This is a genomic window from Pseudomonas sp. NFPP28 (genome assembly GCF_900115535.1).
Lineage (GTDB): Bacteria > Pseudomonadota > Gammaproteobacteria > Pseudomonadales > Pseudomonadaceae > Aquipseudomonas > Aquipseudomonas extremorientalis.
The window spans coordinates 55,110-79,118 of record NZ_FOWT01000009.1; the positions used below are offsets into that span (position 1 = coordinate 55,110).

The window sequence follows — 24,009 nt, forward strand, 5'->3', positions numbered from 1 at the left end:
CCGCTGTTGCCTTGCGGACGCTGTGTTATCGTAGGCCCTCTTTTTTGCAGGCGATTTCCCCTGGGGAGGGGGCATCGCAGGCGTCATTGAACTGGCAACACTGAACTGGAAAGGCAAACCAATGCAGCGTCTGTATCGGAAACGCATCGTTCTCGGCGTTGGCGGCGGCATTGCCGCCTACAAGAGCGCAGAGCTGGTCCGCAGGCTCCTGGACCAGGGCGCCGAAGTGCGCGTGGTCATGACGCGCGGTGGTAGTGAGTTCATTACCCCGCTGACCATGCAGGCCTTGTCCGGGCACCCGGTTCACCTGGATCTCCTGGACCCTGCGGCCGAAGCCGCCATGGGGCACATCGAACTGGCCAAATGGGCCGACCTGGTGCTGATCGCTCCGGCCACCGCCGACCTGATCGCGCGCCTGGCCCAAGGCATCGCCGATGACCTGCTGACCACTCTGGTACTGGCCACCGACGCCACTGTCGCCATCGCCCCGGCCATGAACCAGGCCATGTGGCGCGACCCTGCGACCCAGGCCAACACCCAGCTTCTGCAAAGCCGAGGCCTCAAGGTGTTCGGCCCGGCATCCGGCAGCCAGGCCTGCGGCGACGTTGGCATGGGCCGCATGCTTGAAGCCACCGACCTGGCGCTGTGCGCCGCCGAGTGCTTTCAGCACCTGGCCCTCACTGGCAAGCACGTGTTGATCACTGCCGGCCCGACCCAGGAAAACATCGACCCGGTGCGCTACATCACCAACCATAGCTCAGGAAAAATGGGCTTTGCCCTGGCTGAAGCGGCGGTCGAGGCAGGCGCACGCGTCACCCTGATCACCGGTCCGGTGCATTTGCCGACCCCGGATCGGGTCACGCGAATCGACGTGGTCAGCGCCCGCGACATGCTGGCGGCCTGTGAGGCAGCCATTCCGTGCGACCTTTTCATCGCCTCGGCGGCGGTTGCGGACTACCGCCCGGAAGTCGTCGCCCCGCAAAAGCTCAAGAAAGACCCTACGAGCGGTGACGGCCTGCTCCTGCAAATGGTGCGCAACCCGGACATCCTGGCCACCATCGCCACGCGTCCGGACCGTCCGTTCAGTGTCGGCTTCGCCGCCGAGACCGAGCACTTGCTGGACTACGCCGCACGCAAATTGAAAGACAAAAACCTCGACCTGATCGTTGCCAATGATGTCGCCAACCCGAGCATCGGCTTCAACAGCGAGGAAAACGCCTGCAGCGTGATCGACCGCGACCTGCACGCCACCCTTTTCGCCCAGACCAGCAAGGGCAAGATTGCCCGCCAACTGATCTCTTTTATCGCCCAACGGCTGAACCAGGTTTAATTTCCATGCACGCTTTGCAAGCCAAGATCCTCGATTCACGCATCGGCAACGAATTCCCACTGCCGGCCTACGCCACCCCAGGCTCCGCAGGCCTCGATCTGCGCGCCATGCTCAAGCAAGACACTGTCCTTGAACCGGGCCAGACCATTCTTATTCCGACCGGCTTGTCGATCTACGTAGGCGATCCTGGCCTGGCGGCGCTGATCCTGCCGCGCTCGGGCCTGGGCCACAAACACGGCATCGTGCTGGGCAACCTGGTCGGCCTGATCGACTCGGACTACCAGGGCGAATTGATGGTGTCGTGCTGGAACCGTGGCCAGACCGCGTTCAACATCGCTGTCGGCGAACGCATTGCCCAGTTGGTACTGGTGCCAGTGGTGCAGGCGCACTTCGAACTGGTACAGGAGTTTGATGAAACCCAACGCGGCGCAGGCGGTTTTGGGCATTCCGGCAGTCACTGACTAAGCTGAATCCGGCCGGGCGCCTTTGCCCGGCTCGACGCCACCGCAAGGCTTTTCAGGACGAAGAATGCGCGGACCTTATCAGCGAGATTTCCCTATTGAAATCAAAGCATTAAGCAGAAAGAAAAGCAGCGCCAGCACGCCGATGGCACTTTTGCACCACGAACTCTCTGCCGAAAACACCGTCATACCCTTCAGTTTGAGCCTGCCGGTCAGCCACATTAAGGCCAGCCTTGCCCCCTTCAGATGGAGTTTCCCCCCGCGATGAGTACCGCAGCCCGAGTAGCCCCGACATTCCCCGACAGCATTTTCCGCGCCTATGACATCCGTGGCGTGGTGCCAAAGACCCTGACTGCCGAAACCGCCTACTGGATTGGCCGCGCCATCGGCGCACAGAGCCTGGCCCAGGACGAGCCAAACGTGTCGGTCGGCCGTGACGGTCGCCTGTCCGGCCCGGAGCTGGTTGAGCAACTGATCCAGGGCCTGGCCGACAGCGGTTGCCATGTGAGTGACGTGGGCCTGGTGCCGACGCCGGCACTGTACTACGCGGCCAACGTACTGGCCGGCAAGTCCGGGGTGATGCTCACCGGCAGCCACAACCCGTCCGACTACAACGGTTTCAAGATCGTCATCGCCGGCGACACCCTGGCCAACGAACAGATCCAGGCCCTGCACGACCGTCTGAAGAACAACGACCTGACCAGCGGCAAGGGTACCGTCACCAAAGTCGATATCCTGCAGCGCTACTCTGACCAAATCACCGGCGACGTGAAACTCGCGCGCCGCCTGAAAGTGGTGGTGGACTGCGGCAACGGCGCAGCCGGCGTGATCGCCCCGCAGTTGCTCGAAGCCCTGAACTGCGAAGTGATCCCGCTGTTCTGCGAGGTCGACGGCAACTTTCCCAACCACCACCCAGACCCAGGCAAGCCGGAGAACCTGGTGGACCTGATCGCCAAGGTCAAAGAAACCGGGGCTGACGTGGGTCTGGCCTTCGACGGCGACGGCGACCGCGTGGGTGTGGTGACCAACACCGGCGAGAACGTATTCGCCGATCGCCTGCTGATGCTGTTCGCCCGCGACGTGGTGGCGCGCAATGCCAACGCCGAGATCATCTTCGACGTGAAGTGCACTCGCCGCCTCACGCCGCTGATCAAGGAATACGGCGGTCGCCCGCTGATGTGGAAGACCGGTCACTCGTTGATCAAAAAGAAAATGAAGGAAACCGGCGCCCTGTTGGCCGGCGAAATGAGCGGCCACGTGTTCTTCAAGGAACGCTGGTTCGGCTTTGACGACGGTATTTACAGCGCCGCTCGCCTACTGGAGATCCTCAGCAAGGAAAAATCCACGGCCCAGGAGCTGTTTCAGACCTTCCCGAACGATATTTCGACGCCAGAGATCAATATCCATGTGACCGAGGAGAGCAAATTCAGCATCATTGACGCACTGAAAGATGCGCAATGGGGCGAAGGCGCCAACCTGACCACCATTGATGGTGTGCGAGTCGATTACGCCAAAGGCTGGGGCCTGGTCCGCGCGTCCAACACCACACCGGTGCTGGTCCTGCGTTTCGAGGCGGATACCGAGGCTGAGTTGCAGCGCATCAAGGACGTGTTCCACGCCCAGTTGAAACGTGTTGCCCCTGATCTCCAATTACCGTTCTGATTTTTTACCGGAGCCCTGAATGACCCTCGAACGCGAAGCCGCTGCCAACACTGCCAAGGTCCTGTCCGAAGCGTTGCCTTACATCCGACGCTACGTCGGCAAGACGCTGGTGATCAAGTACGGCGGCAATGCCATGGAAAGCGACGAGCTGAAAACCGGCTTTGCCCGCGACATCGTGTTGATGAAAGCCGTGGGGATCAACCCGGTGGTGGTGCACGGCGGCGGCCCGCAAATCGGCGACCTGCTCAAGCGCCTGTCGATCGAGAGTCACTTCATCGATGGCATGCGCGTCACTGACGCGCAGACCATGGACGTGGTGGAGATGGTCCTCGGCGGCCAGGTCAACAAGGACATCGTCAACCTGATCAACCGCCATGGCGGCAGCGCCATCGGCCTGACCGGCAAGGACGCGGAGCTGATCCGCGCGAAAAAGCTGACGGTGACCCGTCAGACACCGGAGATGACCCAGCCGGAAATCATCGACATCGGCCAGGTGGGCGAAGTGGTAGGCGTCAACACTGACCTGCTGAACCTGTTGGTCAAGGGCGACTTCATCCCGGTGATCGCGCCGATCGGCGTGGGCGCCAATGGCGAGTCCTACAACATCAACGCCGACTTGGTAGCCGGCAAGGTGGCCGAAGCCCTGAAGGCTGAAAAGCTGATGCTGCTGACCAACATCGCCGGCTTGATGGACAAGCAAGGCAAGGTGCTGACCGGCCTGACCACCCAACAGGTGGACGACCTGATCGCCGACGGCACCATCTACGGCGGCATGTTGCCGAAGATCCGCTGCGCGCTGGAAGCGGTGCAAGGCGGGGTGGGTAGCTCGTTGATCATCGATGGTCGAGTGCCGAATGCGGTACTGCTGGAGATCTTCACGGATACCGGCATGGGTACGCTGATCAGTAATCGCAAGCGTCCCTAAACACTGAAAACAAAAAGGCCCCGCTCAATATGATTGAGCGGGGCCTTTTTTATGCACGCTGCTCCCCTGTGGGAGCGGGCTTGCCCGCGAAGGCGGTGGGTCAGACGCCAAACTGCTCGCGATATGCACGCACCGCCGGCAGGTGCTGCTTGAGCTGCGGATCATCTTCCAGGAACTGCAACACCTGGTTCAACGACACGATGCTCACGACTGGAATGCCGAAATCGCGCTCCACTTCCTGGATGGCCGACAACTCACCGTTGCCACGCTCCTGGCGGTTCAGCGCGATCAGCACGCCGGCGGCCTTGGCGCCGTCCTGGGAAGCGATGATCTGCATGACTTCGCGGATAGCGGTGCCGGCGGTGATCACGTCGTCGATGATCAGCACGTCGCCCTTGAGTGGAGCCCCGACCAGGCTGCCGCCTTCACCGTGGGCCTTGGCCTCTTTACGGTTAAAGCACCAAGGCAGGTCCTGCCCGTGATGCTCAGCCAGCGCCACGGCGGTCGCGGCCGCCAGGGGAATACCCTTGTAGGCCGGGCCAAACAGCACATCGAAGGAAATACCGCTTTCAACGATGGCAGCCGCATAGAAACGACCCAGCTGAGCCAGGGCCGATCCCGAGTTGAACAGGCCCGCATTGAAGAAGTACGGGCTGGTGCGCCCTGACTTGAGGGTGAACTCACCGAAGCGCAAAACCCCGCGATCGATGGCAAAACGAATGAAATCGCGTTGATACGCCTGCATGAAAAAAGCCTCAGATACCACGGATTTAGCTAATTAGGTAGACGGCGTGTATCATACACGCACGCGATTTTTGGGGCCATTTATGCGGATCATCAGTGTGAACGTTAATGGTATTCAGGCTGCAGTCGAGCGTGGTTTGCTCAGTTGGCTGCAAGCCCAGAATGCCGACGTCATCTGCCTGCAGGATACCCGCGCCTCCGCCTTTGAACTGGACGACCCAGCCTTCCAACTGGATGGCTACTTCCTTTATGCCTGCGATGCCGAAGTGCCCACCCAAGGTGGCGTGGCTTTGTATTCGCGGTTGCAACCCAAGGCGGTCATCAGCGGCCTCGGCTTCGAGACAGCCGACCGCTACGGGCGCTACCTGCAAGCCGATTTCGACAAGGTCAGCATCGCGACCTTGCTGCTTCCTTCGGGGCAGAACGGCGATGAAGACTTGAACCAGAAGTTCAAGCTAATGGACGATTTCGCCCGTTACCTGGATAAACAGCGACGCAAACGTCGCGAGTACATTTATTGTGGCTCGCTGTACGTGGCGCAACAGAAGCTGGATATCAAGAACTGGCGCGACAGCCAGCAATCCCCGGGTTTCCTGGCGCCGGAACGGGCCTGGATGGACGAGATTGTCGGCAACATGGGCTATGTGGATGCCCTGCGCGAAGTCAGCCGCGAAGGCGACCAGTACAGCTGGTGGCCGGATAACGAACAGGCTGAGATGCTCAACCTGGGCTGGCGCTTCGACTACCAACTGCTGACCCCGGGCCTGCGCCGGTTCGTTCGCAGTGCACGCCTGCCGCGCCAGCCGCGATTCTCGCAGCACGCGCCGCTGATCGTGGACTACGACTGGACATTGACCATCTGAGGTCTTTTCCCAGGCACAAAAAAACCGACATCGCTGTCGGTTTTTTTGTGCCTGTTCACTATTTGATCACTCGCCAGGTCAAGGGGTAGCGGTAAGCGATCCCCTTGTTGGCCTTGATGCTACCAATGATGGTCAGCACCACCGTGGCGATTGCCAGGGCAACCATCAGGAAAAAACCGATCACTGCGAAGGCCAGCACAATGCAAGCGATCCAGGCGATGGCGACGGTGATCTGGAAGTTCAGGGCTTCCTTGCCCTGATCATCAATGAACGGGTCCACTTCTTTCTTCATCTGCCACAGGATCAGTGGCCCCACGACGCTGCCGAAGGGGAACACGAAACCCAGAAACGCCGCGAGATGGCACAACATTGCGCCCTGGCGCACTTCGTAGGAAGGCGTCGGCACAGGCATTTGGCTGCTGTCATTCATGGCGCTTCTCCTTGAGGTGGGCTCAGTCAGCCAGGGCGGCGTTCTGCAGTTCGAAGATCTCTGTCATGCCTTTCTGGGCCAGGGCCAGCATCGCGTTCAATTCAGCCGGCTGGAACGGGGCGCCTTCGGCGGTGCCTTGCACTTCGATGAAACCACCGGTGCTGGTCATCACCACGTTCAGGTCGGTCTCGGCGGCCGAGTCTTCCAGGTAGTCCAGGTCCAGCACTGGCTCGCCCTGGTACATGCCCACCGAAACAGCGGCGATCATTTGCTTGAGCGGGTCACCGCCCTTGAGGCCGCCACGCTTCTTGATCACTTTCAGCGCGTCAACCAGGGCCACCATGGCACCGGTGATGGACGCAGTGCGCGTACCGCCGTCAGCCTGAATCACATCGCAGTCGACGTACAGGGTCACGTCGCCCAGCTTGGACATGTCCAGGGCGGCGCGCAGTGAACGGCCGATCAGGCGCTGGATTTCCAGGGTGCGGCCGCCTTGCTTGCCACGGCTGGCTTCACGCTGATTACGCTCGCCGGTGGCGCGCGGCAGCATGCCGTACTCGGCGGTCAGCCAGCCCTGGCCCTGGCCTTTAAGGAAGCGCGGCACGCCGTTTTCGACGCTGACGGTGCAGATCACCTTGGTATCGCCAAACTCGACCAGTACGGATCCCTCGGCGTGTTTGGTGTAGTTGCGGGTGATGCGGATCGAGCGGAGCTGATCGGCAGCGCGACCACTTGGACGTTTCATAGGGAACACCTGTACTGAGGACGAAAAACTGCCGAGCATTATAGAGCCGCGGGCCGATTCGGGGCACTGCTAAAAAATCCAGTTACGAATGCCCGGGTTTGGGCGCACTCGCCCCACTGCGCTACAATCCTGCGCCTTCCCAATCATCAGCCCGCATTTAAAGGGCTGCAACGCGAGGTACCTCCATGGTGCACAGCATGACCGCCTTTGCCCGCGTCGAAAAAGCCGGCGCACAAGGCACCCTGAGCTGGGAACTGCGCTCGGTCAACAGCCGCTACCTGGAGCCGCATCTGCGTCTGCCGGAATCGTTCCGCGACCTCGAAGGCGCTGTGCGTGAAGCGCTGCGCCAGGGCATTTCCCGCGGCAAGCTGGAATGCACCCTGCGCTTTACCGAAGAAACCACCGGCAAGCCGCTGCAGGTTGACCGCGACCGCGCCGCGCAATTGGTCGCCGCCGCCGAAACCATCGCCGGTCTGATCAAGCAGCCGGCCGCGCTCAACCCCCTGGAAGTGCTGGCCTGGCCCGGCGTGCTGGTGGCCGACGCCACCGACCCGCAGGCGCTCAACGCCGAAGCCCTCGCCCTGTTCAATCAGGGTTTGAAGGAGCTCAAGGCCGGCCGCGAGCGTGAAGGCGCCGAGTTGGCCCGCCTGATCAGCGAGCGCCTGACCTCGATCGAAGAAGACGTGGTCACCCTGCGCGAGTTGGTCCCGCAGATGCTTGCCACCCAGCGCCAGAAGGTCCTCGACCGCTTCACCGACATGAAGGCCGATCTCGACCCGGTGCGCCTGGAGCAGGAAATGGTGCTGCTGGCGCAGAAGAGCGATGTGGCCGAAGAACTGGACCGCCTGAGCACCCACATCCTCGAAGTACGCCGCGTGCTCAAGTCCGGCGGCGCCGCCGGTCGGCGCCTGGACTTCCTGATGCAGGAACTCAACCGCGAAGCCAATACACTGGGCTCCAAGGCTTTCGATCCGCGCAGCACCACGGCGGCGGTCAACCTCAAGGTGTTGATCGAGCAGATGCGCGAACAAGTACAGAATATTGAGTAAGGCAACCTCCATGACCCACAGCACCGGCACCCTTTACATCATTTCCGCGCCTTCTGGCGCAGGCAAGAGCAGCCTGGTCAAGGCCCTGACCGACGCTGACGAGCAGCTCCGCATCTCGGTCTCCCACACCACCCGCGCCATGCGCCCGGGCGAGGTGAACGGCGTGCACTATCACTTCGTCGAGCGCACCGAGTTCGTCAAGATGATCGAACACGGCGACTTCCTGGAGCGCGCCGAAGTGTTCGGCAACCTCTATGGCACTTCGCAAAGCCACTTGCAGCAGACCCTGGACGAAGGCCACGACCTGATCCTGGAAATCGACTGGCAAGGTGCCGAACAAGTGCGCCAGCTGATGCCCAAGGCACGCTCGATCTTTATCCTGCCGCCGTCGCTTGAAGCCTTGCATCAGCGCCTGACCAACCGCGGCCAGGACAGCGACGAGATCATCGAAGGCCGGATGCGTGAAGCCGTCAGCGAAATGAGCCACTACGTCGACTACGACTACCTGATCATCAACGACGATTTTGCCCACGCGCTGGACGATTTGAAGGCGATTTTCCGCGCCAATCAGCTCCAGCAAAAGCGTCAGCAACAGCGTTTCGGCAAATTACTCGCCGAACTGCTCGGTTGATTGGCTCTTCCCAAAACCGCTGCAAGGGCTTTACATTGGCGCTTGTAGCGGTTTTGCGAGGGCCTGCGAAAAATCAGCGCTTCCCTAAACGCTGGTGATTTTTTAAACTGTTTAGTCCGCTCGCCCAACCGGGCAGCGCGCATCTTGCATTCGCTCCGAGGAATACCATGGCCCGCGTAACCGTTGAAGACTGCCTAGAACACGTGGATAACCGCTTTGAGCTGGTCATGCTCTCTACCAAGCGTGCCCGTCAACTGGCCACTGGCGGCAAAGAGCCCCTGGTCCAGTGGGAAAACGACAAGCCTACCGTTGTGGCCCTGCGTGAAATCGCCGAAGGCCTGATGAGCTACGAGTTCATCGCCAACGCTGAAATCGTTGAAGACGAACCGCTGTTTGCAGCGTTCGAGGACGAGTCCAACGAGGCCGTCTAAGCCTATGCCTGGTCGACGTAGCACGGCGCGGGGTCACAGCCAACGGCAGGAGTTCACACTTTGCCGAGCATAGACGCCCTCGCCGATCGCTTATCGGCCTACCTCGGCCCAGACCAGGTCAACCTGGTCCGCCGAGCGTATTTCTACGCCGAACAAGCCCACGACGGCCAACGCCGCCGTAGCGGCGAGGCGTATGTCACCCATCCCCTTGCGGTGGCAAACATTCTTGCCGACATGCACATGGACCATCAGAGCCTGATGGCCGCGATGCTGCATGACGTGATCGAAGACACCGGCATCGCCAAGGAAGCGCTCAGCGCGCAATTCGGCGAAACCGTGGCCGAACTGGTCGACGGGGTCAGCAAACTGACCCAGATGAACTTCGAGACCAAGGCCGAGGCCCAGGCGGAAAACTTCCAGAAGATGGCCATGGCCATGGCCCGCGATATTCGCGTGATCCTGGTCAAACTGGCCGACCGGCTGCACAACATGCGCACGCTGGAAGTGCTGTCCGGCGAAAAACGCCGGCGCATTGCCAAGGAAACCCTGGAAATCTACGCGCCCATCGCCAACCGGTTGGGCATGCACGCCATACGTATCGAGTTCGAAGACCTCGGCTTCAAGGCCATGCACCCGATGCGTTCGGCGCGCATCTACCAGGCAGTCAAGCGCGCCCGGGGCAACCGCAAGGAAATCGTCAACAAGATCGAAGAGTCGCTGAGCCATTGCCTGGCGATCGATGAGATCGAAGGCGAGGTCAGCGGCCGGCAAAAGCATATCTACGGCATCTACAAGAAGATGCGCGGCAAGCGCCGGGCCTTCAACGAAATCATGGACGTGTACGCGTTCCGGATCATCGTCGACAAGGTCGACACCTGCTACCGCGTGCTGGGCGCTGTACATAATTTGTACAAACCCCTGCCGGGCCGTTTCAAGGATTACATCGCGATTCCCAAGGCCAACGGCTATCAGTCGCTGCATACCACGCTGTTTGGCATGCACGGGGTGCCGATCGAGATCCAGATCCGCACACGCGAAATGGAAGAGATGGCCAACAACGGCATCGCCGCCCACTGGCTGTACAAGTCCAGCGGCGACGAGCAGCCCAAGGGCACTCACGCCCGCGCCCGCCAGTGGGTCAAAGGCGTGCTGGAAATGCAGCAACGCGCCGGCAACTCCCTCGAATTTATCGAAAGCGTGAAGATCGACCTGTTCCCGGACGAGGTCTACGTGTTCACGCCCAAAGGCCGGATCATGGAGCTGCCCAAGGGCTCCACGGCGGTCGACTTTGCCTATGCGGTGCACACCGATGTGGGCAACAGCTGTATCGCCTGCCGGATCAATCGTCGTCTCGCACCGCTGTCCGAACCGCTGCAAAGTGGCTCCACGGTCGAGATCGTCAGCGCCCCGGGCGCACGCCCGAACCCGGCGTGGCTCAACTTCGTGGTCACCGGCAAGGCGCGCACGCACATCCGTCACGCGCTGAAATTGCAGCGCCGCTCCGAGTCCATCAGCCTGGGCGAACGCCTGCTGAACAAGGTGCTCAACGGTTTCGACAGCGCCCTCGACAAGATCCCGCAGGAACGCGTGCAAGCGATGCTCCACGAGTACCGCCAGGAAACCATCGAGGACCTGCTGGAAGATATCGGCCTGGGCAACCGCATGGCCTATGTAGTCGCCCGCCGCCTGCTCGGCGAAGGCGAACAGTTGCCAAGCCCGGAAGGCCCGCTGGCGATTCGCGGCACCGAAGGCCTGGTGCTCAGCTACGCCAAGTGCTGCACGCCGATCCCGGGCGACCCGATTGTCGGCCACTTGTCCGCAGGCAAAGGCATGGTGGTGCACCTGGACAACTGCCGCAACATCACCGAAATCCGCCACAACCCGGAAAAATGCATCCAGCTCTCGTGGGCCAAGGATGTCACCGGCGAATTCAACGTCGAGTTGCGGGTGGAGCTGGAACACCAGCGCGGCCTGATCGCCCTGCTCGCCAGCAGCGTCAACGCAGCCGACGGCAATATCGAAAAAATCAGCATGGACGAGCGCGATGGCCGCATCAGCGTGGTCCAGTTGGTGGTCAGCGTACACGACCGCGTGCACCTGGCCCGCGTGATCAAGAAACTGCGAGCCTTGACCGGTGTGATCCGCATCACTCGCATGCGCGCCTAACCCACATTACAAGGAGTCATTCATGACCAAGACCGTTATCACCAGCGATAAAGCCCCTGCCGCCATCGGCACTTACTCCCAGGCGATCAAGGCGGGCAACACCGTCTACATGTCCGGCCAGATCCCGCTGGACCCGAAGACCATGGAACTGGTGGAAGGCTTCGAAGCACAGACCGTACAGGTCTTCGAAAACCTCAAGTCGGTGGCTGAAGCAGCCGGTGGTTCGTTCAAGGACATCGTCAAGCTGAACATCTTCCTCACCGACCTGAGCCACTTCGCCAAGGTCAACGAGATCATGGGCAAGTACTTCGAACAGCCGTATCCAGCCCGCGCCGCCATCGGCGTTGCCGCCCTGCCAAAGGGTGCGCAGGTCGAGATGGACGCGATCCTGGTCATCGAGTAAAACACCCGGCGCAGCCCCCACAGGCTGCGCCGACTTCGTTTCAGAAGGATTTCATGATGCGCAAAGCGCTTGTAGCCTCATCAATGCTCGCCCTGTTGCTCGGCGGCTGTGCCAGTAACCCTGCCGACAGAGATGTGAGCGGCACCTGGATCAACCAGGTCGCCATCGATGCGGCAGCCAAGGGCGGCCCTTTGCGTGAAGCCCTGCAGAGCTATGGCCCGAACCTCGAGTGGGAGGTCAATACCAAGGCTTCACAGGCCCGCTACTACAACGGTTTTGAAGTAGCGGAAGGCAAGTTGCTGGGTGAACAGTCCGGCGCGTGGAGCGTGGATTTCTACGGCAGCTCCGCCACCGAACTCAAGCGCAAAGGCAAGCAACTGCTGCAAGTGGCCAACGACAACGAGCCCGAACAGCTGTTTGCCCGCGCCAAAGACCCGGCCCCGGAAGGTGCACCTTTGGGTGCCAACTTCGAGCGAGCGCTGTACGGAGCCTACCTGGGCGGCGACTGGAAGATCAGCGACGGCTTCGGCAGCGGCGCCATCGTGCAGTTCCAGGCTGACGGCAAGGTCGCCGGCCTGCCCAATGTGGACCGGTATTCGCTGTGCCTGGCCGGTGATTGCGCCTCAATGAGCGGTGGCTACGACAGCATCTGGCTGCAGCTCAACGGCCAGGGCAACCCGTGGATCTTTACCCGCAAAGGCAAGCAACTGGAAATCTTCCAGGCGATCAACACCGCGCAGGCGGATGAAGTGCCCTCGTTCACACCAGGCCCACGCCAATGGCTGCTTGAAAAGCAATAAGCAACCAAACATAGATCCAAATGTGGGAGGGGGCTTGCCCCCGATGGCGGCGCATCAGCCACTACAACGGTGTCTGACACACTGCTATCGGGTTTTGAGTTTCAGCCTTTGAGAATTGCTGCGTAGCCTTCGCGGAAGGTCGGGTAAGTCGGCGTCCAACCCAACGCCTTCACCCGAGCATTGCTGCACTGCTTGCTGCCCGCTCGCCGCACACTCGCATCCTCAGCCCACTCAGTCACACCCAGGTATTCGTGCAACCAGCCCACCACTTCGGCCAGTGGAGCAGGTGCATCGTCGACACCGATGTAGACCTTGTCCAGCGAGCCGCCCTCTTCCACATGGCGCAACAAAAAGGCGAGTAGCCCCGCCGCGTCGTCCGCATGAATGCGATTGCCATATAAAGGTGGATCGATTGCCACGCGATAGCCTTGGCGAACCTGGGTCAGCAGCCGTTCGCGACCAGGACCATAGATGCCGGTAAGCCGCACGACACTCGCCGGGATGCCGCTATTGAGCGCCACTTGCTCGGCTTCCAGCATCACCTGCCCGGAATATCCTTTCGATTGAGTCTCCGACGTTTCGTCGACCCACTCGCCATTCTGCTGCCCGTAGACGCTGCTGCTGGATACGAACAGCAGGTGCTTGGGTTCCTGGCCGTAGTCACTCAGCCACTCCAGCACATGTTTCAGCCCTTCTACATAAGCGGCGCGGTAGCCCGCCTCGTCGTGATCCGTCGCAGCCGCGCAGTACACCAGGTAATCCACCCCGCCAATCGGCCAGGTGTCGGGGCAATCCTTTTTGAACAGGTCACCGGCAATGCCGATCACGCCGTCGGGAAGCCGCGAAATATCACGGCGCAGGCCATATACCTCCCATTCCGAGGCAAGCAATTGGCTGGCCAGCCGGCTCCCCACATCGCCACATCCGGCAATCACAACAGAAGGCGCTGACATCACAAAACTCCGCACAGAAAGGTCTAGGTTAGCCTTCGCAGATGACAGACGGCCAGAAAAAGCACAAATAAAGTTACTGTATTACTTCTGTTAACAAGAATTACTTGCAATAATAACCACCCATTTGTCCTCGACCCCTGGGTCTGGAAGGACGATCACTCATTTTTTTACTCAGGTCCGGCCAGCATGACACGTAATACAACCCCCGCTTCGCCAACCAAGCTTCACAGCCCATCCCGCGCCTGGCGCGCGATTGCTGCGCTGCTGTTCAGCGTACTGCTGGCACCGACCGCCGCCTTCGCTGATGCCACCGCACCAGCCACCCCTGCGGCTGCCGAGCACAACACCGCGGCACCGGCAGCACCTGCCGCAGCACCCGCTGCCACCGACCCGGCCCAGGCCGCTGACCCTGCCGCCGCCGACGACACCGGCGTAGTGCTGGAAGAAGACAACACCCTGGGCATGGCCCACGACCTGTCGCCCTGGGGCATGTATCAGAACGCTGACGTGGTGGTAAAAGCCGTGATGATCGGCCTGGCCATCGCCTCGATCATCACCTGGACCATCTGGATCGCCAAAGGCTTCGAGCTGCTGGGCGCCAAGCGTCGTCTGCGCACCGAAATCGTCCACCTGAAAAAGGCCACCACCCTCAAGGAAGCCAGCGAAAGCGCGACCAAGAAAGGCACCCTGGCCAACACCCTGGTGCACGACGCGCTGGAAGAAATGCGCCTGTCGGCCAACACCCGCGAAAAAGAAGGCATCAAGGAACGTGTGGCCTTCCGCCTGGAGCGCCTGGTGGCAGCCTGCGGTCGTAACATGAGCAGCGGCACCGGCGTGCTGGCGACCATCGGTTCCACCGCGCCCTTCGTCGGTTTGTTCGGTACCGTGTGGGGCATCATGAACAGCTTCATCGGCATCGCCAAAACCCAGACCACCAACCTCGCCGTCGTTGCCCCAGGCATCGCCGAAGCCCTGCTGGCCACCGCCCTGGGCCTGGTTGCCGCGATTCCTGCGGTGGTGATCTACAACGTCTTTGCCCGTTCGATTGCCGGCTACAAGGCCCAGGTATCGGACGCGTCGGCGGAAGTCCTGCTGCTGGTCAGCCGCGACCTCGATCACCTGCCTACCGAGCGCAGCTCGCAACCGCACATGGTGAAAGTGGGGTAATCGGCCATGGGCCTGCATTTGAATCAAGGCGACGACGAACTCGTCGAGAACCACGAAATCAACGTCACGCCGTTTATCGACGTGATGCTGGTGCTGCTGATCATCTTCATGGTGGCGGCACCGCTGGCCACCGTGGACATCAAGGTCGACCTGCCCGCGTCCAGCGCCAAGCCAGCGCCACGGCCGGAGAAACCGATCTTCCTCAGCGTCAAGGCGGACCAACGCCTGTTCCTGGGTGAAGAAGAAGTCAAGGCTGAAACCCTGGGGCCGGTGCTCGACGCCAAGACCCAGGGCAAGAAGGACACGACGATCTTCTTCCAGGCTGACAAAGGCGTGGACTACGGCGACCTGATGAGCGTGATGGATGCCCTGCGGGCAGCCGGCTACCTCAAGGTAGGCCTGGTCGGACTCGAGACGGCAGCCAAGAAATGATCACGACGCGCCACAAACTGACGCGTTATGGCACCAGCCTCGCCGTCGTACTGGGCGTGCATGCCATCGCGATCGCTATCGCGCTTCACTGGTCGGCGCCGCGCACGGTGCAGTTGCCACCGGCTGCCATGGTCATCGACCTGGCACCGATGCCAGCCCCACCGCCGCCGGCACCGCCCAAGGTGGTCACGCCGCCGCAACCGCCTGCACCGGTGGAAGAGCTGCCCCTGCCGAAACTGGCCGAGGCACCCAAGCCGACGATCCAGGTGCCCAAGCCGGTCAAGCCCAAGCCCAAACCGCAGCCGCCCAAGCCGGTGGAGAAGAAAATCGAGCCGCCCAAGGAGAAACCTTCCGAGGATCCGCCGAGCGACGCTCCGCCGACCCAGGCACCGGCTGAAAAATCAGCCCAGCCCGTTCCTGGCCCATCGCCGCAACAGATCGCCGCCAAAGCGTCCTGGGAAGGCACCCTGCTGGCTCACCTGCAGAAGTACAAGAAGTACCCGCCAGGTGCCCAGGCACGTGGCAAGGAAGGCCTCAACCGCCTGAAGTTCGTGGTGGATGCCGAGGGTAACGTGCTGTCCTACGAGTTGGTGGGCCGCTCCGGCAACGCCGACCTGGACCGCGCCACGCTGGACATGATCCGGCGTGCCCAGCCGCTGCCCAAGCCGCCGGCAGACATGCTCAAGGGTGGCAGTATCGAGATCGTTGCACCGTTCGTGTACAACATCGAGAAACGTCGTCGCTGAGCCGCTCCCAATGGGCACCCTCGGGTGCCCATTGCATTTCCCCTCCCCCGTATTTCAAGCCTTGCAGGCCCGCAAGCTGAACCGTGACTGAATGTGAAACCAATGTCATGGTTCTTCACTTGTAACACTTCAATACACCACCAATCATGCGCGAACAATTCTCATTTGAGAGGCCTTTCGCCATGTCCTGCCCTCCCCGCCTGACGCTTGCCCTGCTCGCAATCGCTGGCGCCCCCTGCGCAGCCCATGCGGATCAACTGGTCAGCCTGACCGTGCAGAACCACACCTTCACGCCGGCCAGCTTCACCGTGCCGGCCGGCGAGCGCTTTCGCATCCAGCTCACCAATAACGACGACACCGTCGACGAATTTGAAAGCTACGACATGAAGTTCGAAAAGATCGTCGTGCCCGGCAACACTATTACCGTCTTCGCCGGCCCTATGCATCCAGGCACCTACAGCTTTTTCGACGACTACCATCCCGACCAGGCCAAAGGCACCGTCACCGTCGTCGCGGCCAAGGAGTAAGTCATGCTGGCCTGTCTGCTGATCGTGTTTCGTGAAGTGCTGGAAGCCGGCATCGTCATCGGTATCGTCATGGCCGCCACCCAGGGGCTGGCGCGGCGCAGTACCTACATCATCGGCGGCATCGCTGCCGGTGTTGGCGGCGCGGCGATCCTCGCGCTGTTCACCGGCGCCATTACCCAGGCCCTGGACGGTTTCGGCCAGGAAATCTTCAACGCCGCCATCCTTATCGTCGCGGTGTGCATGCTCGGCTGGCACAACCTGTGGATGAGCAGCCATGGCCGCGAACTCGCCACTCAACTGCGCGAAAGCGGCGCCGCGGTGCAACGCGGCGAGAAGACCCTGTGGGCACTGGCCATCGTGATCACCGTTGCCGTGCTGCGCGAAGGCTCGGAAATCGTGCTGTTCCTCTATGGCATCGCTGCATCCACCCACACCGAACCCCTGACGATGCTCATCGGCGGCATGCTCGGGATTGCCGGCGGCGGCGTGCTGTCGTGGCTGCTGTATCGCGGGCTGGTGGTGATCAGCCTCAAGCGTCTGTTCTCGGTCACCACGTGGATGATCGCCGTACTCGCGGCGGGAATGGCCGGCCGCGCCGCCGCGATCCTGGCCGGTATCAACCTGATCCCGGCCTGGGGCTACGAGTTGTGGGACACCTCCTGGCTGGTGTCCGACGCAAGCCTCACCGGTCGGGCGCTGCAAGCGCTGACCGGCTACACCGACCGCCCCCTGGGCGTTCAACTGTTTGCCTGGGTGACCACCCTTACCCTGTTGGTACTGGGTAGCCGCCTTGTGCAGTCGCGCACCACTCAATCGTCGTCACCCACCCTGGAGCGTCACCCATGAAACACCTGCACAAACCTGTGGCCGCTGCATTGGTCCTGACCAGCACCCTGGCTTTTTCTGCCTTCAGCCAAGCCCGTGAATACCCCATCGGCGGCCCGGTCCAGACCCACGACATGGAAATCGCCTCCTCGTACCTCACCGGAATCGAGATGGCGCCAATGCCACCGGGCATGGTCATGGACAAGGACTCGGTGCACCTTGAAACCGATGTGCATGCCACCGCTGACAACAAGTACGGACTGTCCAACGGTGAATGGGTACCTTACCTGAGCATCTCCTATTCCCTGGTCAAGGAAGGCGCTCCGGACTACAAGCAAATCGGCACGCTCCTGCCGATGGTCGCCAAAGACGGCGCCCACTATGCGAATAACGTGAAGATGGACGGCCCAGGCACCTATACCGTGGTGCTGCGCTACGAGAGCCCGCAGATCAATGGTTTCTTCCACCACGTCGACAAAGAAACCGGCGTACCCGAATGGTGGGGTCCTTTCACCGAGACCTTCACCTTCAAATACCCGCAGAAATAACCGGCAAAACACCTGCGGCACCCGATTAGCCGGTGTCGCAAACCCCATCGTGTCTGATAACGTGCGTCTATCGATTGCAGCCGGTATGCTTGGCCCGCAACCTCATGGACGCCCGCTATGACTCTTACAGAATTGCGCTACATCGTTACCCTCGCCCAAGAGCAGCACTTCGGCCACGCGGCCGAGCGTTGCCATGTCAGCCAACCGACGCTGTCGGTGGGCGTGAAAAAGCTTGAAGACGAACTCGGTGTGCTGATTTTCGAGCGCAGCAAGAGCGCCGTGCGCCTCACACCGGTGGGCGAAGGCATTGTGGCCCAGGCCCAGAAGGTACTGGAGCAGGCGCAGAGCATTCGCGAACTGGCCCAGGCCGGCAAGAACCAGCTGACCGCGCCGCTCAAGGTCGGCGCCATCTACACCGTCGGGCCTTACCTGTTCCCGCACCTGATCCCGCAACTGCACCGCGTCGCGCCGCAGATGCCGCTGTATATCGAAGAAAACTTCACCCACGTGCTGCGCGACAAACTGCGCAACGGCGAGCTGGACGCTATCATCATTGCCCTGCCGTTCAATGAAGCCGACGTGCTGACCCTGCCGCTCTACGACGAGCCGTTCTACGTGCTCATGCCGGCCTCGCACCCGTGGACACAGAAAGACACCATCGACGCTGGCCTGCTCAACGACAAGAGCTTGCTGCTGCTCGGCGAAGGCCACTGCTTCCGCGACCAGGTCCTGGAAGCCTGCCCGACCCTGACCAAGGGCAATGACGGCGCCAAGCACACCACCGTGGAATCCAGCTCCCTGGAAACCATCCGTCACATGGTCGCGTCCGGCCTGGGCATTTCGATCCTGCCGCTGTCGGCGGTGGACAGCCATCACTACGCCCCCGGCGTGATCGAAGTGCGCCCACTCACGCCGCCGGTGCCGTTCCGCACCGTGGCGATCGCCTGGCGCGCCAGCTTCCCACGGCCCAAAGCGATTGAGATCCTCGCCGACTCGATCCGCCTGTGTTCGGTCGCCAAGCCGACTGCCGCGAGCTAAGCCAGGGTATGACTGAGCTGTCGCAGGTGTCGGTGACGGCACTCAAGGGTGTCGGTGAAGCCATGGCCGAGAAGCTGGCCAAGGTGGGCCTGGAGAACCTCCAGGACGTGCTGTTCCACCTGCCCCTGCGCTATCAGGACCGCACCCGCGTAGTGCCCATCGGCCAGTTGCGCCCTGGGCAGGACGCAGTGGTCGAAGGCACCGTCAGCGGTGCCGATGTGGTGATGGGCAAGCGCCGCAGTCTGGTCGTACGCCTGCAGGATGGCACTGGCGGCCTGAGCCTGCGCTTCTACCATTTCAGCAACGCGCAGAAGGAAGGCCTCAAGCGCGGCACCCGCGTGCGCTGCTACGGCGAAGCGCGACCCGGCGCATCCGGCCTTGAGATCTATCACCCGGAATACCGCGCCATTACCGGTGACGAACCGCCGCCGGTCGACACCACGCTCACGCCGATCTACCCGCTCACCGAAGGCCTGACCCAGCAACGCCTGCGCCAACTGTGCATGCAGACGCTGACCATGCTCGGTCCGAAAAGCCTGCCTGATTGGCTGCCCCAGGAACTGGCCCGCGACTATCAACTGGCGCCGCTGGACGATGCGATCCGCTACCTGCATCACCCACCCGCCGACGCCGATGTCGACGAACTCGCGCTCGGTCATCACTGGGCCCAGCATCGCCTGGCCTTCGAAGAACTGCTGACCCATCAACTGTCCCAGCAACGCCTGCGCGAGAGCATGCGCTCCCTGCGTGCACCGGCAATGCCCAAGGCCACGCGCTTGCCTGCGCAGTACCTGGCCAACCTGGGTTTTGCGCCAACCGGTGCCCAGCAACGCGTCGGCAATGAAATCGCCTATGACCTGAGCCAGCAGGAGCCCATGCTGCGGCTGATCCAGGGCGATGTGGGCGCAGGCAAGACCGTGGTCGCCGCCCTCGCCGCCCTGCAAGCGCTGGAGGCCGGCTACCAGGTGGCGCTGATGGCGCCCACCGAGATCCTCGCCGAGCAGCATTTCATCACGTTCAAGCGCTGGCTCGAACCGCTGGGCCTGGAAGTGGCGTGGCTGGCCGGTAAGCTCAAGGGCAAGAACCGCGCGGCGGCACTGGAACAGATTGCCGGCGGCGCACCGATGGTGGTGGGCACCCACGCGCTGTTCCAGGACGAAGTGCAGTTCAAGAACCTGGCCCTGGTAATCATCGACGAACAGCACCGCTTCGGCGTGCAACAGCGCCTGGCGCTGCGCCAGAAAGGCGTCGGCGGGCGGATGAACCCGCACCAGTTGATCATGACCGCCACACCGATCCCGCGCACCCTGGCCATGAGCGCCTACGCCGACCTCGACACCTCGATCCTCGACGAACTGCCGCCTGGCCGTACGCCGGTCAACACCGTGCTGGTCACCGACACCCGGCGTGTGGAAGTGATCGAACGCGTACGCAGCGCCTGTGCCGAAGGGCGCCAGGCGTACTGGGTATGCACGCTGATCGAAGAGTCCGAAGAGCTGACCTGCCAGGCCGCCGAAACCACCTATGAAGACCTCACCAGCGCCTTGGGCGAACTCAAGGTCGGCCTGATCCACGGGCGCATGAAGCCGGCTGAAAAAGCCGCAGTCATGGCCGAATTCAAAGCTGGCAACCTGCAACTGTTGGTGGCCACTACCGTGATCGAAGTCGGCGTGGACGTGCCCAACGCCAGCCTGATGATCATCGAAAACCCCGAGCGCCTGGGCCTGGCGCAACTCCACCAGTTGCGTGGCCGGGTGGGCCGGGGCAGCGCCGCCAGCCATTGCGTGCTGCTCTACCACCCGCCGCTGTCGCAGATCGGTCGCCAGCGCCTGGGCATCATGCGCGAAACCAACGACGGGTTTGTCATCGCCGAAAAGGACCTGGAACTGCGCGGTCCCGGCGAAATGCTCGGCACGCGCCAGACCGGCCTGCTGCAATTCAAGGTCGCCGACCTGATGCGCGACGCCGACTTGCTGCCTGCCGTGCGCGATGCCGCACAGGCACTGCTGGAGCGCTGGCCGGACCACGTCAGCCCGCTGCTCAATCGCTGGCTCAGGCACGGGCAGCAATACGGCCAAGTGTGACGCCTGACGCACTTAAGCGACCAACAGTTGTACCAAGCTGGTTATACTTCGATGACTGTAAGAAATTGGATCAGGCCATGTCAGAAGTTGCCCTCGCCACAGCCCCACTGACCGCCCCGCCGGTCATTCGGGCTCTGCTCGCAAAACTCGCCATCCCCTACACGGAAGTCGCCGACCTCCCGGGCCTGAATCCTGCGCAGAAGGTCCAGGCAGTGCTGCTGGAAGATGCGGTAGGCGCCCTGATGGTGCTGTTCCCGCAGAACCAGTTGCTCGACCTCAACCGCCTCGCCGAACTCACCGGCCGCCGCCTGACCGCTGTATCGCCGGATCGCGTCAAGCGCATGCTCGACAAACATGACCTGAGCCTGTTGCCAGGTTTGCCACCCCTTACCAGCTCGCCCTGCCTGTACGAAGGCAGCCTGCTCGACGAGCCGAGCCTGCTGGTGCATTCGGGTGAAGCAGGCCTGTTGCTGGAGATTCCCAGCGACGCCTTCAAGACGATGCTCACCAAGGCCAGCGCCGGCCACTTCGGCGAGCCGTTGAGCAATATCCGCCCCAACCTCGACCGCCCCAACGATGACCGCGAGGAAATCACCCAGGCAATGCAGGCGTTCACCGCCCGCCGTATCCAGCAGCGCCTGGAAGCGACCATCGAGATTCCGCCCCTGGCCGACACCGCGCAGAAGATCATCAAGCTGCGCGTCGACCCAAACGCCACCATCGACGACATCACCGGCGTGGTCGAGACCGACCCGGCCCTGGCCGCCCAAGTGGTGAGCTGGGCCGCGTCGCCGTACTACGCCTCGCCGGGCAAGATTCGTTCAGTGGAAGACGCCATCGTGCGTGTGCTGGGCTTCGACCTGGTGATCAACCTGGCGCTGGGCCTGGCCCTGGGCAAGACCCTGAGCCTGCCCAAGGACCACCCGCACCAGTCGACGCCGTACTGGCACCAGTCGATCTACACCGCCGCCGTGATCGAAGGCTTGACCCGCGCCATGCCCCGCGCACAGCGCCCGGAAGCCGGCCTCACCTACCTTGCCGGCCTGCTGCACAACTTCGGTTATCTGCTGCTGGCCCACGTGTTCCCGCCGCACTTCTCGCTGATCTGCCGTCACCTGGAGGTCAACCCGCACCTGTGCCACAGCTATGTCGAGCAACACCTGCTGGGCATCAGCCGCGAGCAGATCGGTGCCTGGCTGATGCGCTACTGGGACATGCCGGACGAACTGTCCACCGCCCTGCGCTTCCAGCACGACCCGACCTACGACGGGCAATACGCCGAGTACCCGAACCTGGTGAGCCTGGCGGTGCGTTTGTTGCGTAGCCGCGGGATCGGTTCCGGGCCGGATGAAGCGATTCCGGATGCGCTGCTGGAGCGCCTGGGCTTGAGCCGTGACAAGGCTGAAGAAGTGGTGGGTAAAGTGCTGGATGCTGAAGTGCTGTTGCGCGAACTGGCGTCACAGTTCAGCCAGGGCTGAATCGATCGCCTGTCAGACCGCTATCGGGGGCAAGCCCCCTCCCACACTTGAAATGCATGCCCATGTGGGAGGGGGCTTGCCCCCGATGAATCCACCACGCTCTATTTCTTTTTCTTCGGCTTCAAGTACTTGGTCAACCCCTGGAACCAGATCACCAGCGCCGGGTTGCCCTTGATCTGGATCGACTTGTCCTGGATCCCCGTCATGAACGCCAGCTGCTTGTTCTTCGCCTGCATCGTGGCGAAGCCATAGGCGGCGTCTTTGAACGCGATGGCAAACGCCGGCGCCGGGTGAACACCCGAGCGGCTGGTGATGCGCTGGTCTTTGACGATGAAGTGACGGGCAACCTTGCCGTCGAGGGTCTGCAACTGGAACGCCAGGTCTTTATCGCCCAACTGTTGCTGGAAGGCAGGATTGGTGCGGCTGGCTTTGCCCATCATCAGGCCCAGCACCCACAGGAGAAGACGGAATTTCATGCACACGGCCTCGGTGTAATTATTGAGTGGCCGCAGCAGTTTAACGATTTGCAAAAAGAACGCCACCGATCTTGCGCATTAGCGGAAGATCGGCTGGCGTTTGACGCTTATAGCAGCATATTACTTAAACGTTTGGGCAAGGAACCGGCGCCCAGTCGGCCAGGTTCGGATCGCGGCAGCTGCCTTCGAGCTGAGCTTTACCGGCGCTGGCGACCTGCTTGCTTTCAGCTTGCTTGACCTGGGCAGTCTGGAAGGTCTTCTCGGTGCTCACCGCTTCTGTGGGTACGGTTGGCAGAACCGGCTTTTTCGGCGGTTTGGTGCCTGTGCCTTTCTTCTTGCCCGATGTCACAACAGGTGTTGTGTCGGCCTTGGCCACGGTGACCACGTCAGTACGCTGTACGCCAACCTGTTGCAGGTCTTTCTCGTAGGCCTGGGTGTAGTTGTTCAGGTCTTCGGCGGCTTTACCGTTGACCGCAACGATCAGGTCATTGGATTCCTTCAGGCCCGAGACGATTTCCGCCAGGCGCTTGCGGCCTTCGGTGTCGTTGACGGTCTTGGCTTTGCGATCAGCCACCAACTTGGTGAACGCGCTCTGGTAGCACTGCTGGGACGCCTTGGCGTACGCCGTGCTGCGGTCGATGTCGGAGACGCTTTTGTTCACATCAGCCGCATATGAGGCAATACGCTGGTTGTCATCGGCGATCTGCTTCTGACGTTCGGTGTAGTAACCCGCTGCACCGCCGGCCAGGGCGCCGCCCGCAGCACCGATGGCCGCATTACGGCCACGTTTTTCCTTGTCGCCGGTCAGGGCGCCGAGCAGGGCACCGCCGGCAGCGCCGATGGCCGCACCGGTCACGACCGACTTGGTCATGTTCGAGTCGGTGGCGCGCAGGTGCTGCACGGGCTCATAGCAGTTGGGGTAGTACTCGACCTTGGTGCTCGACGCGACCTTGGAGGCCGGCGATGTGGCGCAACCGGTCAGCACAGTGCTGAAGCCAGCCGCGATCAGCAGCAAGTGACGCTTGGAAACCGCCTTACGGGAAAAAAGCATAGGTGTGTTCTCTTTTAAGTTTGACTTGCCCAGCACGGCCCACC

Annotated in this window: 26 protein-coding genes and 1 pseudogene; 21 read left to right on the forward strand and 6 right to left on the reverse strand. The window is 61.8% G+C overall.

What is annotated here, in order from left to right; genetic code table 11:
- Positions 1-121: 121 nt before the first annotated feature.
- The 5 genes and pseudogenes from coaBC to argB all read left to right on the forward strand — a co-directional run bounded on the left by coaBC (position 122) and on the right by argB (position 4,378).
- A complete protein-coding gene (gene coaBC, locus BM110_RS22520) occupies positions 122-1,330 on the forward strand; it encodes a bifunctional phosphopantothenoylcysteine decarboxylase/phosphopantothenate--cysteine ligase CoaBC (protein ID WP_016970585.1) in 1,209 nt (402 codons plus the stop codon).
- Between the two features lie 5 nt (positions 1,331-1,335).
- Positions 1,336-1,791: a dUTP diphosphatase gene (dut, locus tag BM110_RS22525; RefSeq protein WP_093120397.1), complete on the forward strand. Its 456-nt coding sequence runs from the start codon at positions 1,336-1,338 to the stop codon at positions 1,789-1,791.
- A 67-nt stretch (positions 1,792-1,858) separates the two neighbouring features.
- The gene (locus BM110_RS22530) at positions 1,859-2,059 is read left to right on the forward strand and encodes a hypothetical protein (protein WP_083351513.1); all 201 of its coding nucleotides are present in this window, start codon (positions 1,859-1,861) and stop codon (positions 2,057-2,059) included.
- A pseudogene (locus BM110_RS22535) lies at positions 2,032-3,453 on the forward strand (phosphomannomutase/phosphoglucomutase); the annotation flags it as partial. The gene BM110_RS22530 and the pseudogene BM110_RS22535, both read left to right, overlap by 28 nt.
- Positions 3,454-3,472: 19 nt before the next feature.
- A complete protein-coding gene (gene argB, locus BM110_RS22540) occupies positions 3,473-4,378 on the forward strand; it encodes an acetylglutamate kinase (RefSeq protein WP_058424243.1) in 906 nt (301 codons plus the stop codon).
- 100 nt (positions 4,379-4,478) lie between these two features.
- On the opposite strand, the gene pyrE is transcribed toward argB, so the two are convergent.
- Entirely contained in the window at positions 4,479-5,123 is a 645-nt protein-coding gene (pyrE, locus tag BM110_RS22545) for an orotate phosphoribosyltransferase (protein ID WP_028618476.1), read from the reverse strand.
- Between the two features lie 82 nt (positions 5,124-5,205).
- Between pyrE and BM110_RS22550 the strand changes: the two genes are divergently transcribed.
- Positions 5,206-5,985, forward strand: coding sequence for an exodeoxyribonuclease III (locus BM110_RS22550; RefSeq protein WP_003195493.1), 780 nt, complete (start codon positions 5,206-5,208; stop codon positions 5,983-5,985).
- A 58-nt stretch (positions 5,986-6,043) separates the two neighbouring features.
- Here BM110_RS22550 and BM110_RS22555 read toward each other — a convergent pair whose 3' ends face one another.
- Both BM110_RS22555 and rph read right to left on the reverse strand, forming a co-directional pair.
- Complete coding sequence (locus tag BM110_RS22555) at positions 6,044-6,415, reverse strand: DUF4870 domain-containing protein (protein WP_071488075.1); 372 nt, start codon at positions 6,413-6,415, stop codon at positions 6,044-6,046.
- 22 nt (positions 6,416-6,437) lie between these two features.
- Complete coding sequence (gene rph, locus BM110_RS22560; protein WP_016975928.1) at positions 6,438-7,160, reverse strand: ribonuclease PH; 723 nt, start codon at positions 7,158-7,160, stop codon at positions 6,438-6,440.
- Positions 7,161-7,345: 185 nt separating this feature from the next.
- Between rph and BM110_RS22565 the strand changes: the two genes are divergently transcribed.
- The 6 genes from BM110_RS22565 (at position 7,346) to BM110_RS22590 (ending at position 12,640) form a co-directional block, all read left to right on the forward strand.
- Entirely contained in the window at positions 7,346-8,209 is an 864-nt protein-coding gene (locus BM110_RS22565; protein WP_093120383.1) for a YicC/YloC family endoribonuclease, read from the forward strand.
- A 10-nt stretch (positions 8,210-8,219) separates the two neighbouring features.
- The gene (gmk, locus tag BM110_RS22570) at positions 8,220-8,840 is read left to right on the forward strand and encodes a guanylate kinase (RefSeq protein WP_093514203.1); all 621 of its coding nucleotides are present in this window, start codon (positions 8,220-8,222) and stop codon (positions 8,838-8,840) included.
- 167 nt (positions 8,841-9,007) lie between these two features.
- Entirely contained in the window at positions 9,008-9,271 is a 264-nt protein-coding gene (gene rpoZ, locus BM110_RS22575) for a DNA-directed RNA polymerase subunit omega (RefSeq protein ID WP_003176920.1), read from the forward strand.
- 60 nt (positions 9,272-9,331) lie between these two features.
- Positions 9,332-11,437 carry a bifunctional GTP diphosphokinase/guanosine-3',5'-bis pyrophosphate 3'-pyrophosphohydrolase gene (gene spoT, locus BM110_RS22580; protein WP_058424246.1) on the forward strand — a complete coding sequence of 702 codons (2,106 nt, stop codon included), beginning with the start codon at positions 9,332-9,334 and terminating at the stop codon, positions 11,435-11,437.
- A 22-nt stretch (positions 11,438-11,459) separates the two neighbouring features.
- Positions 11,460-11,840 (forward strand): RidA family protein, encoded by a 381-nt coding sequence (locus BM110_RS22585; protein WP_003176922.1) that lies wholly within the window; start codon positions 11,460-11,462, stop codon positions 11,838-11,840.
- A gap of 56 nt (positions 11,841-11,896) precedes the next feature.
- Positions 11,897-12,640: a hypothetical protein gene (locus tag BM110_RS22590; protein WP_093120380.1), complete on the forward strand. Its 744-nt coding sequence runs from the start codon at positions 11,897-11,899 to the stop codon at positions 12,638-12,640.
- 101 nt (positions 12,641-12,741) lie between these two features.
- Here the strand turns inward: BM110_RS22590 and BM110_RS22595 are convergent, their stop codons facing one another.
- Positions 12,742-13,593: an SDR family oxidoreductase gene (locus BM110_RS22595; RefSeq protein ID WP_092241666.1), complete on the reverse strand. Its 852-nt coding sequence runs from the start codon at positions 13,591-13,593 to the stop codon at positions 12,742-12,744.
- Between the two features lie 186 nt (positions 13,594-13,779).
- On the opposite strand from BM110_RS22595, the gene exbB reads away from it, so the two are divergent.
- The 9 genes from exbB to BM110_RS22640 all read left to right on the forward strand — a co-directional run bounded on the left by exbB (position 13,780) and on the right by BM110_RS22640 (position 22,438).
- Positions 13,780-14,760 (forward strand): tonB-system energizer ExbB, encoded by a 981-nt coding sequence (exbB, locus tag BM110_RS22600; RefSeq protein ID WP_092241664.1) that lies wholly within the window; start codon positions 13,780-13,782, stop codon positions 14,758-14,760.
- A 6-nt stretch (positions 14,761-14,766) separates the two neighbouring features.
- On the forward strand, positions 14,767-15,192 hold the full coding sequence (gene exbD / locus BM110_RS22605) for a TonB system transport protein ExbD (RefSeq protein ID WP_003195519.1): 426 nt from the start codon (positions 14,767-14,769) through the stop codon (positions 15,190-15,192).
- Entirely contained in the window at positions 15,189-15,938 is a 750-nt protein-coding gene (locus BM110_RS22610) for a TonB family protein (protein ID WP_071488079.1), read from the forward strand. The genes exbD and BM110_RS22610 overlap by 4 nt, the downstream gene beginning before the upstream one ends.
- Positions 15,939-16,120: 182 nt before the next feature.
- On the forward strand, positions 16,121-16,465 hold the full coding sequence (locus tag BM110_RS22615; protein ID WP_071488080.1) for a cupredoxin domain-containing protein: 345 nt from the start codon (positions 16,121-16,123) through the stop codon (positions 16,463-16,465).
- Positions 16,466-16,468: 3 nt separating this feature from the next.
- Positions 16,469-17,311 carry an FTR1 family iron permease gene (locus tag BM110_RS22620; protein ID WP_092241662.1) on the forward strand — a complete coding sequence of 281 codons (843 nt, stop codon included), beginning with the start codon at positions 16,469-16,471 and terminating at the stop codon, positions 17,309-17,311.
- The gene (locus BM110_RS22625; protein ID WP_071488082.1) at positions 17,308-17,838 is read left to right on the forward strand and encodes an iron transporter; all 531 of its coding nucleotides are present in this window, start codon (positions 17,308-17,310) and stop codon (positions 17,836-17,838) included. Before BM110_RS22620 ends, BM110_RS22625 begins: the two co-directional genes overlap by 4 nt.
- A 117-nt stretch (positions 17,839-17,955) precedes the next feature.
- Positions 17,956-18,876, forward strand: coding sequence for a hydrogen peroxide-inducible genes activator (locus BM110_RS22630; RefSeq protein WP_016975936.1), 921 nt, complete (start codon positions 17,956-17,958; stop codon positions 18,874-18,876).
- 8 nt (positions 18,877-18,884) lie between these two features.
- On the forward strand, positions 18,885-20,960 hold the full coding sequence (gene recG, locus BM110_RS22635; RefSeq protein ID WP_092242371.1) for an ATP-dependent DNA helicase RecG: 2,076 nt from the start codon (positions 18,885-18,887) through the stop codon (positions 20,958-20,960).
- A 77-nt stretch (positions 20,961-21,037) separates the two neighbouring features.
- A complete protein-coding gene (locus tag BM110_RS22640; RefSeq protein WP_092241659.1) occupies positions 21,038-22,438 on the forward strand; it encodes an aminoacyl-tRNA deacylase and HDOD domain-containing protein in 1,401 nt (466 codons plus the stop codon).
- A gap of 101 nt (positions 22,439-22,539) precedes the next feature.
- Here BM110_RS22640 and BM110_RS22645 read toward each other — a convergent pair whose 3' ends face one another.
- Together BM110_RS22645 and tagQ are read right to left on the reverse strand one after the other, a co-directional pair.
- Positions 22,540-22,914 carry a hypothetical protein gene (locus tag BM110_RS22645; RefSeq protein WP_003195530.1) on the reverse strand — a complete coding sequence of 125 codons (375 nt, stop codon included), beginning with the start codon at positions 22,912-22,914 and terminating at the stop codon, positions 22,540-22,542.
- Between the two features lie 124 nt (positions 22,915-23,038).
- Positions 23,039-23,965 (reverse strand): type VI secretion system-associated lipoprotein TagQ, encoded by a 927-nt coding sequence (tagQ, locus tag BM110_RS22650; RefSeq protein WP_071488084.1) that lies wholly within the window; start codon positions 23,963-23,965, stop codon positions 23,039-23,041.
- Positions 23,966-24,009: the final 44 nt, after the last annotated feature.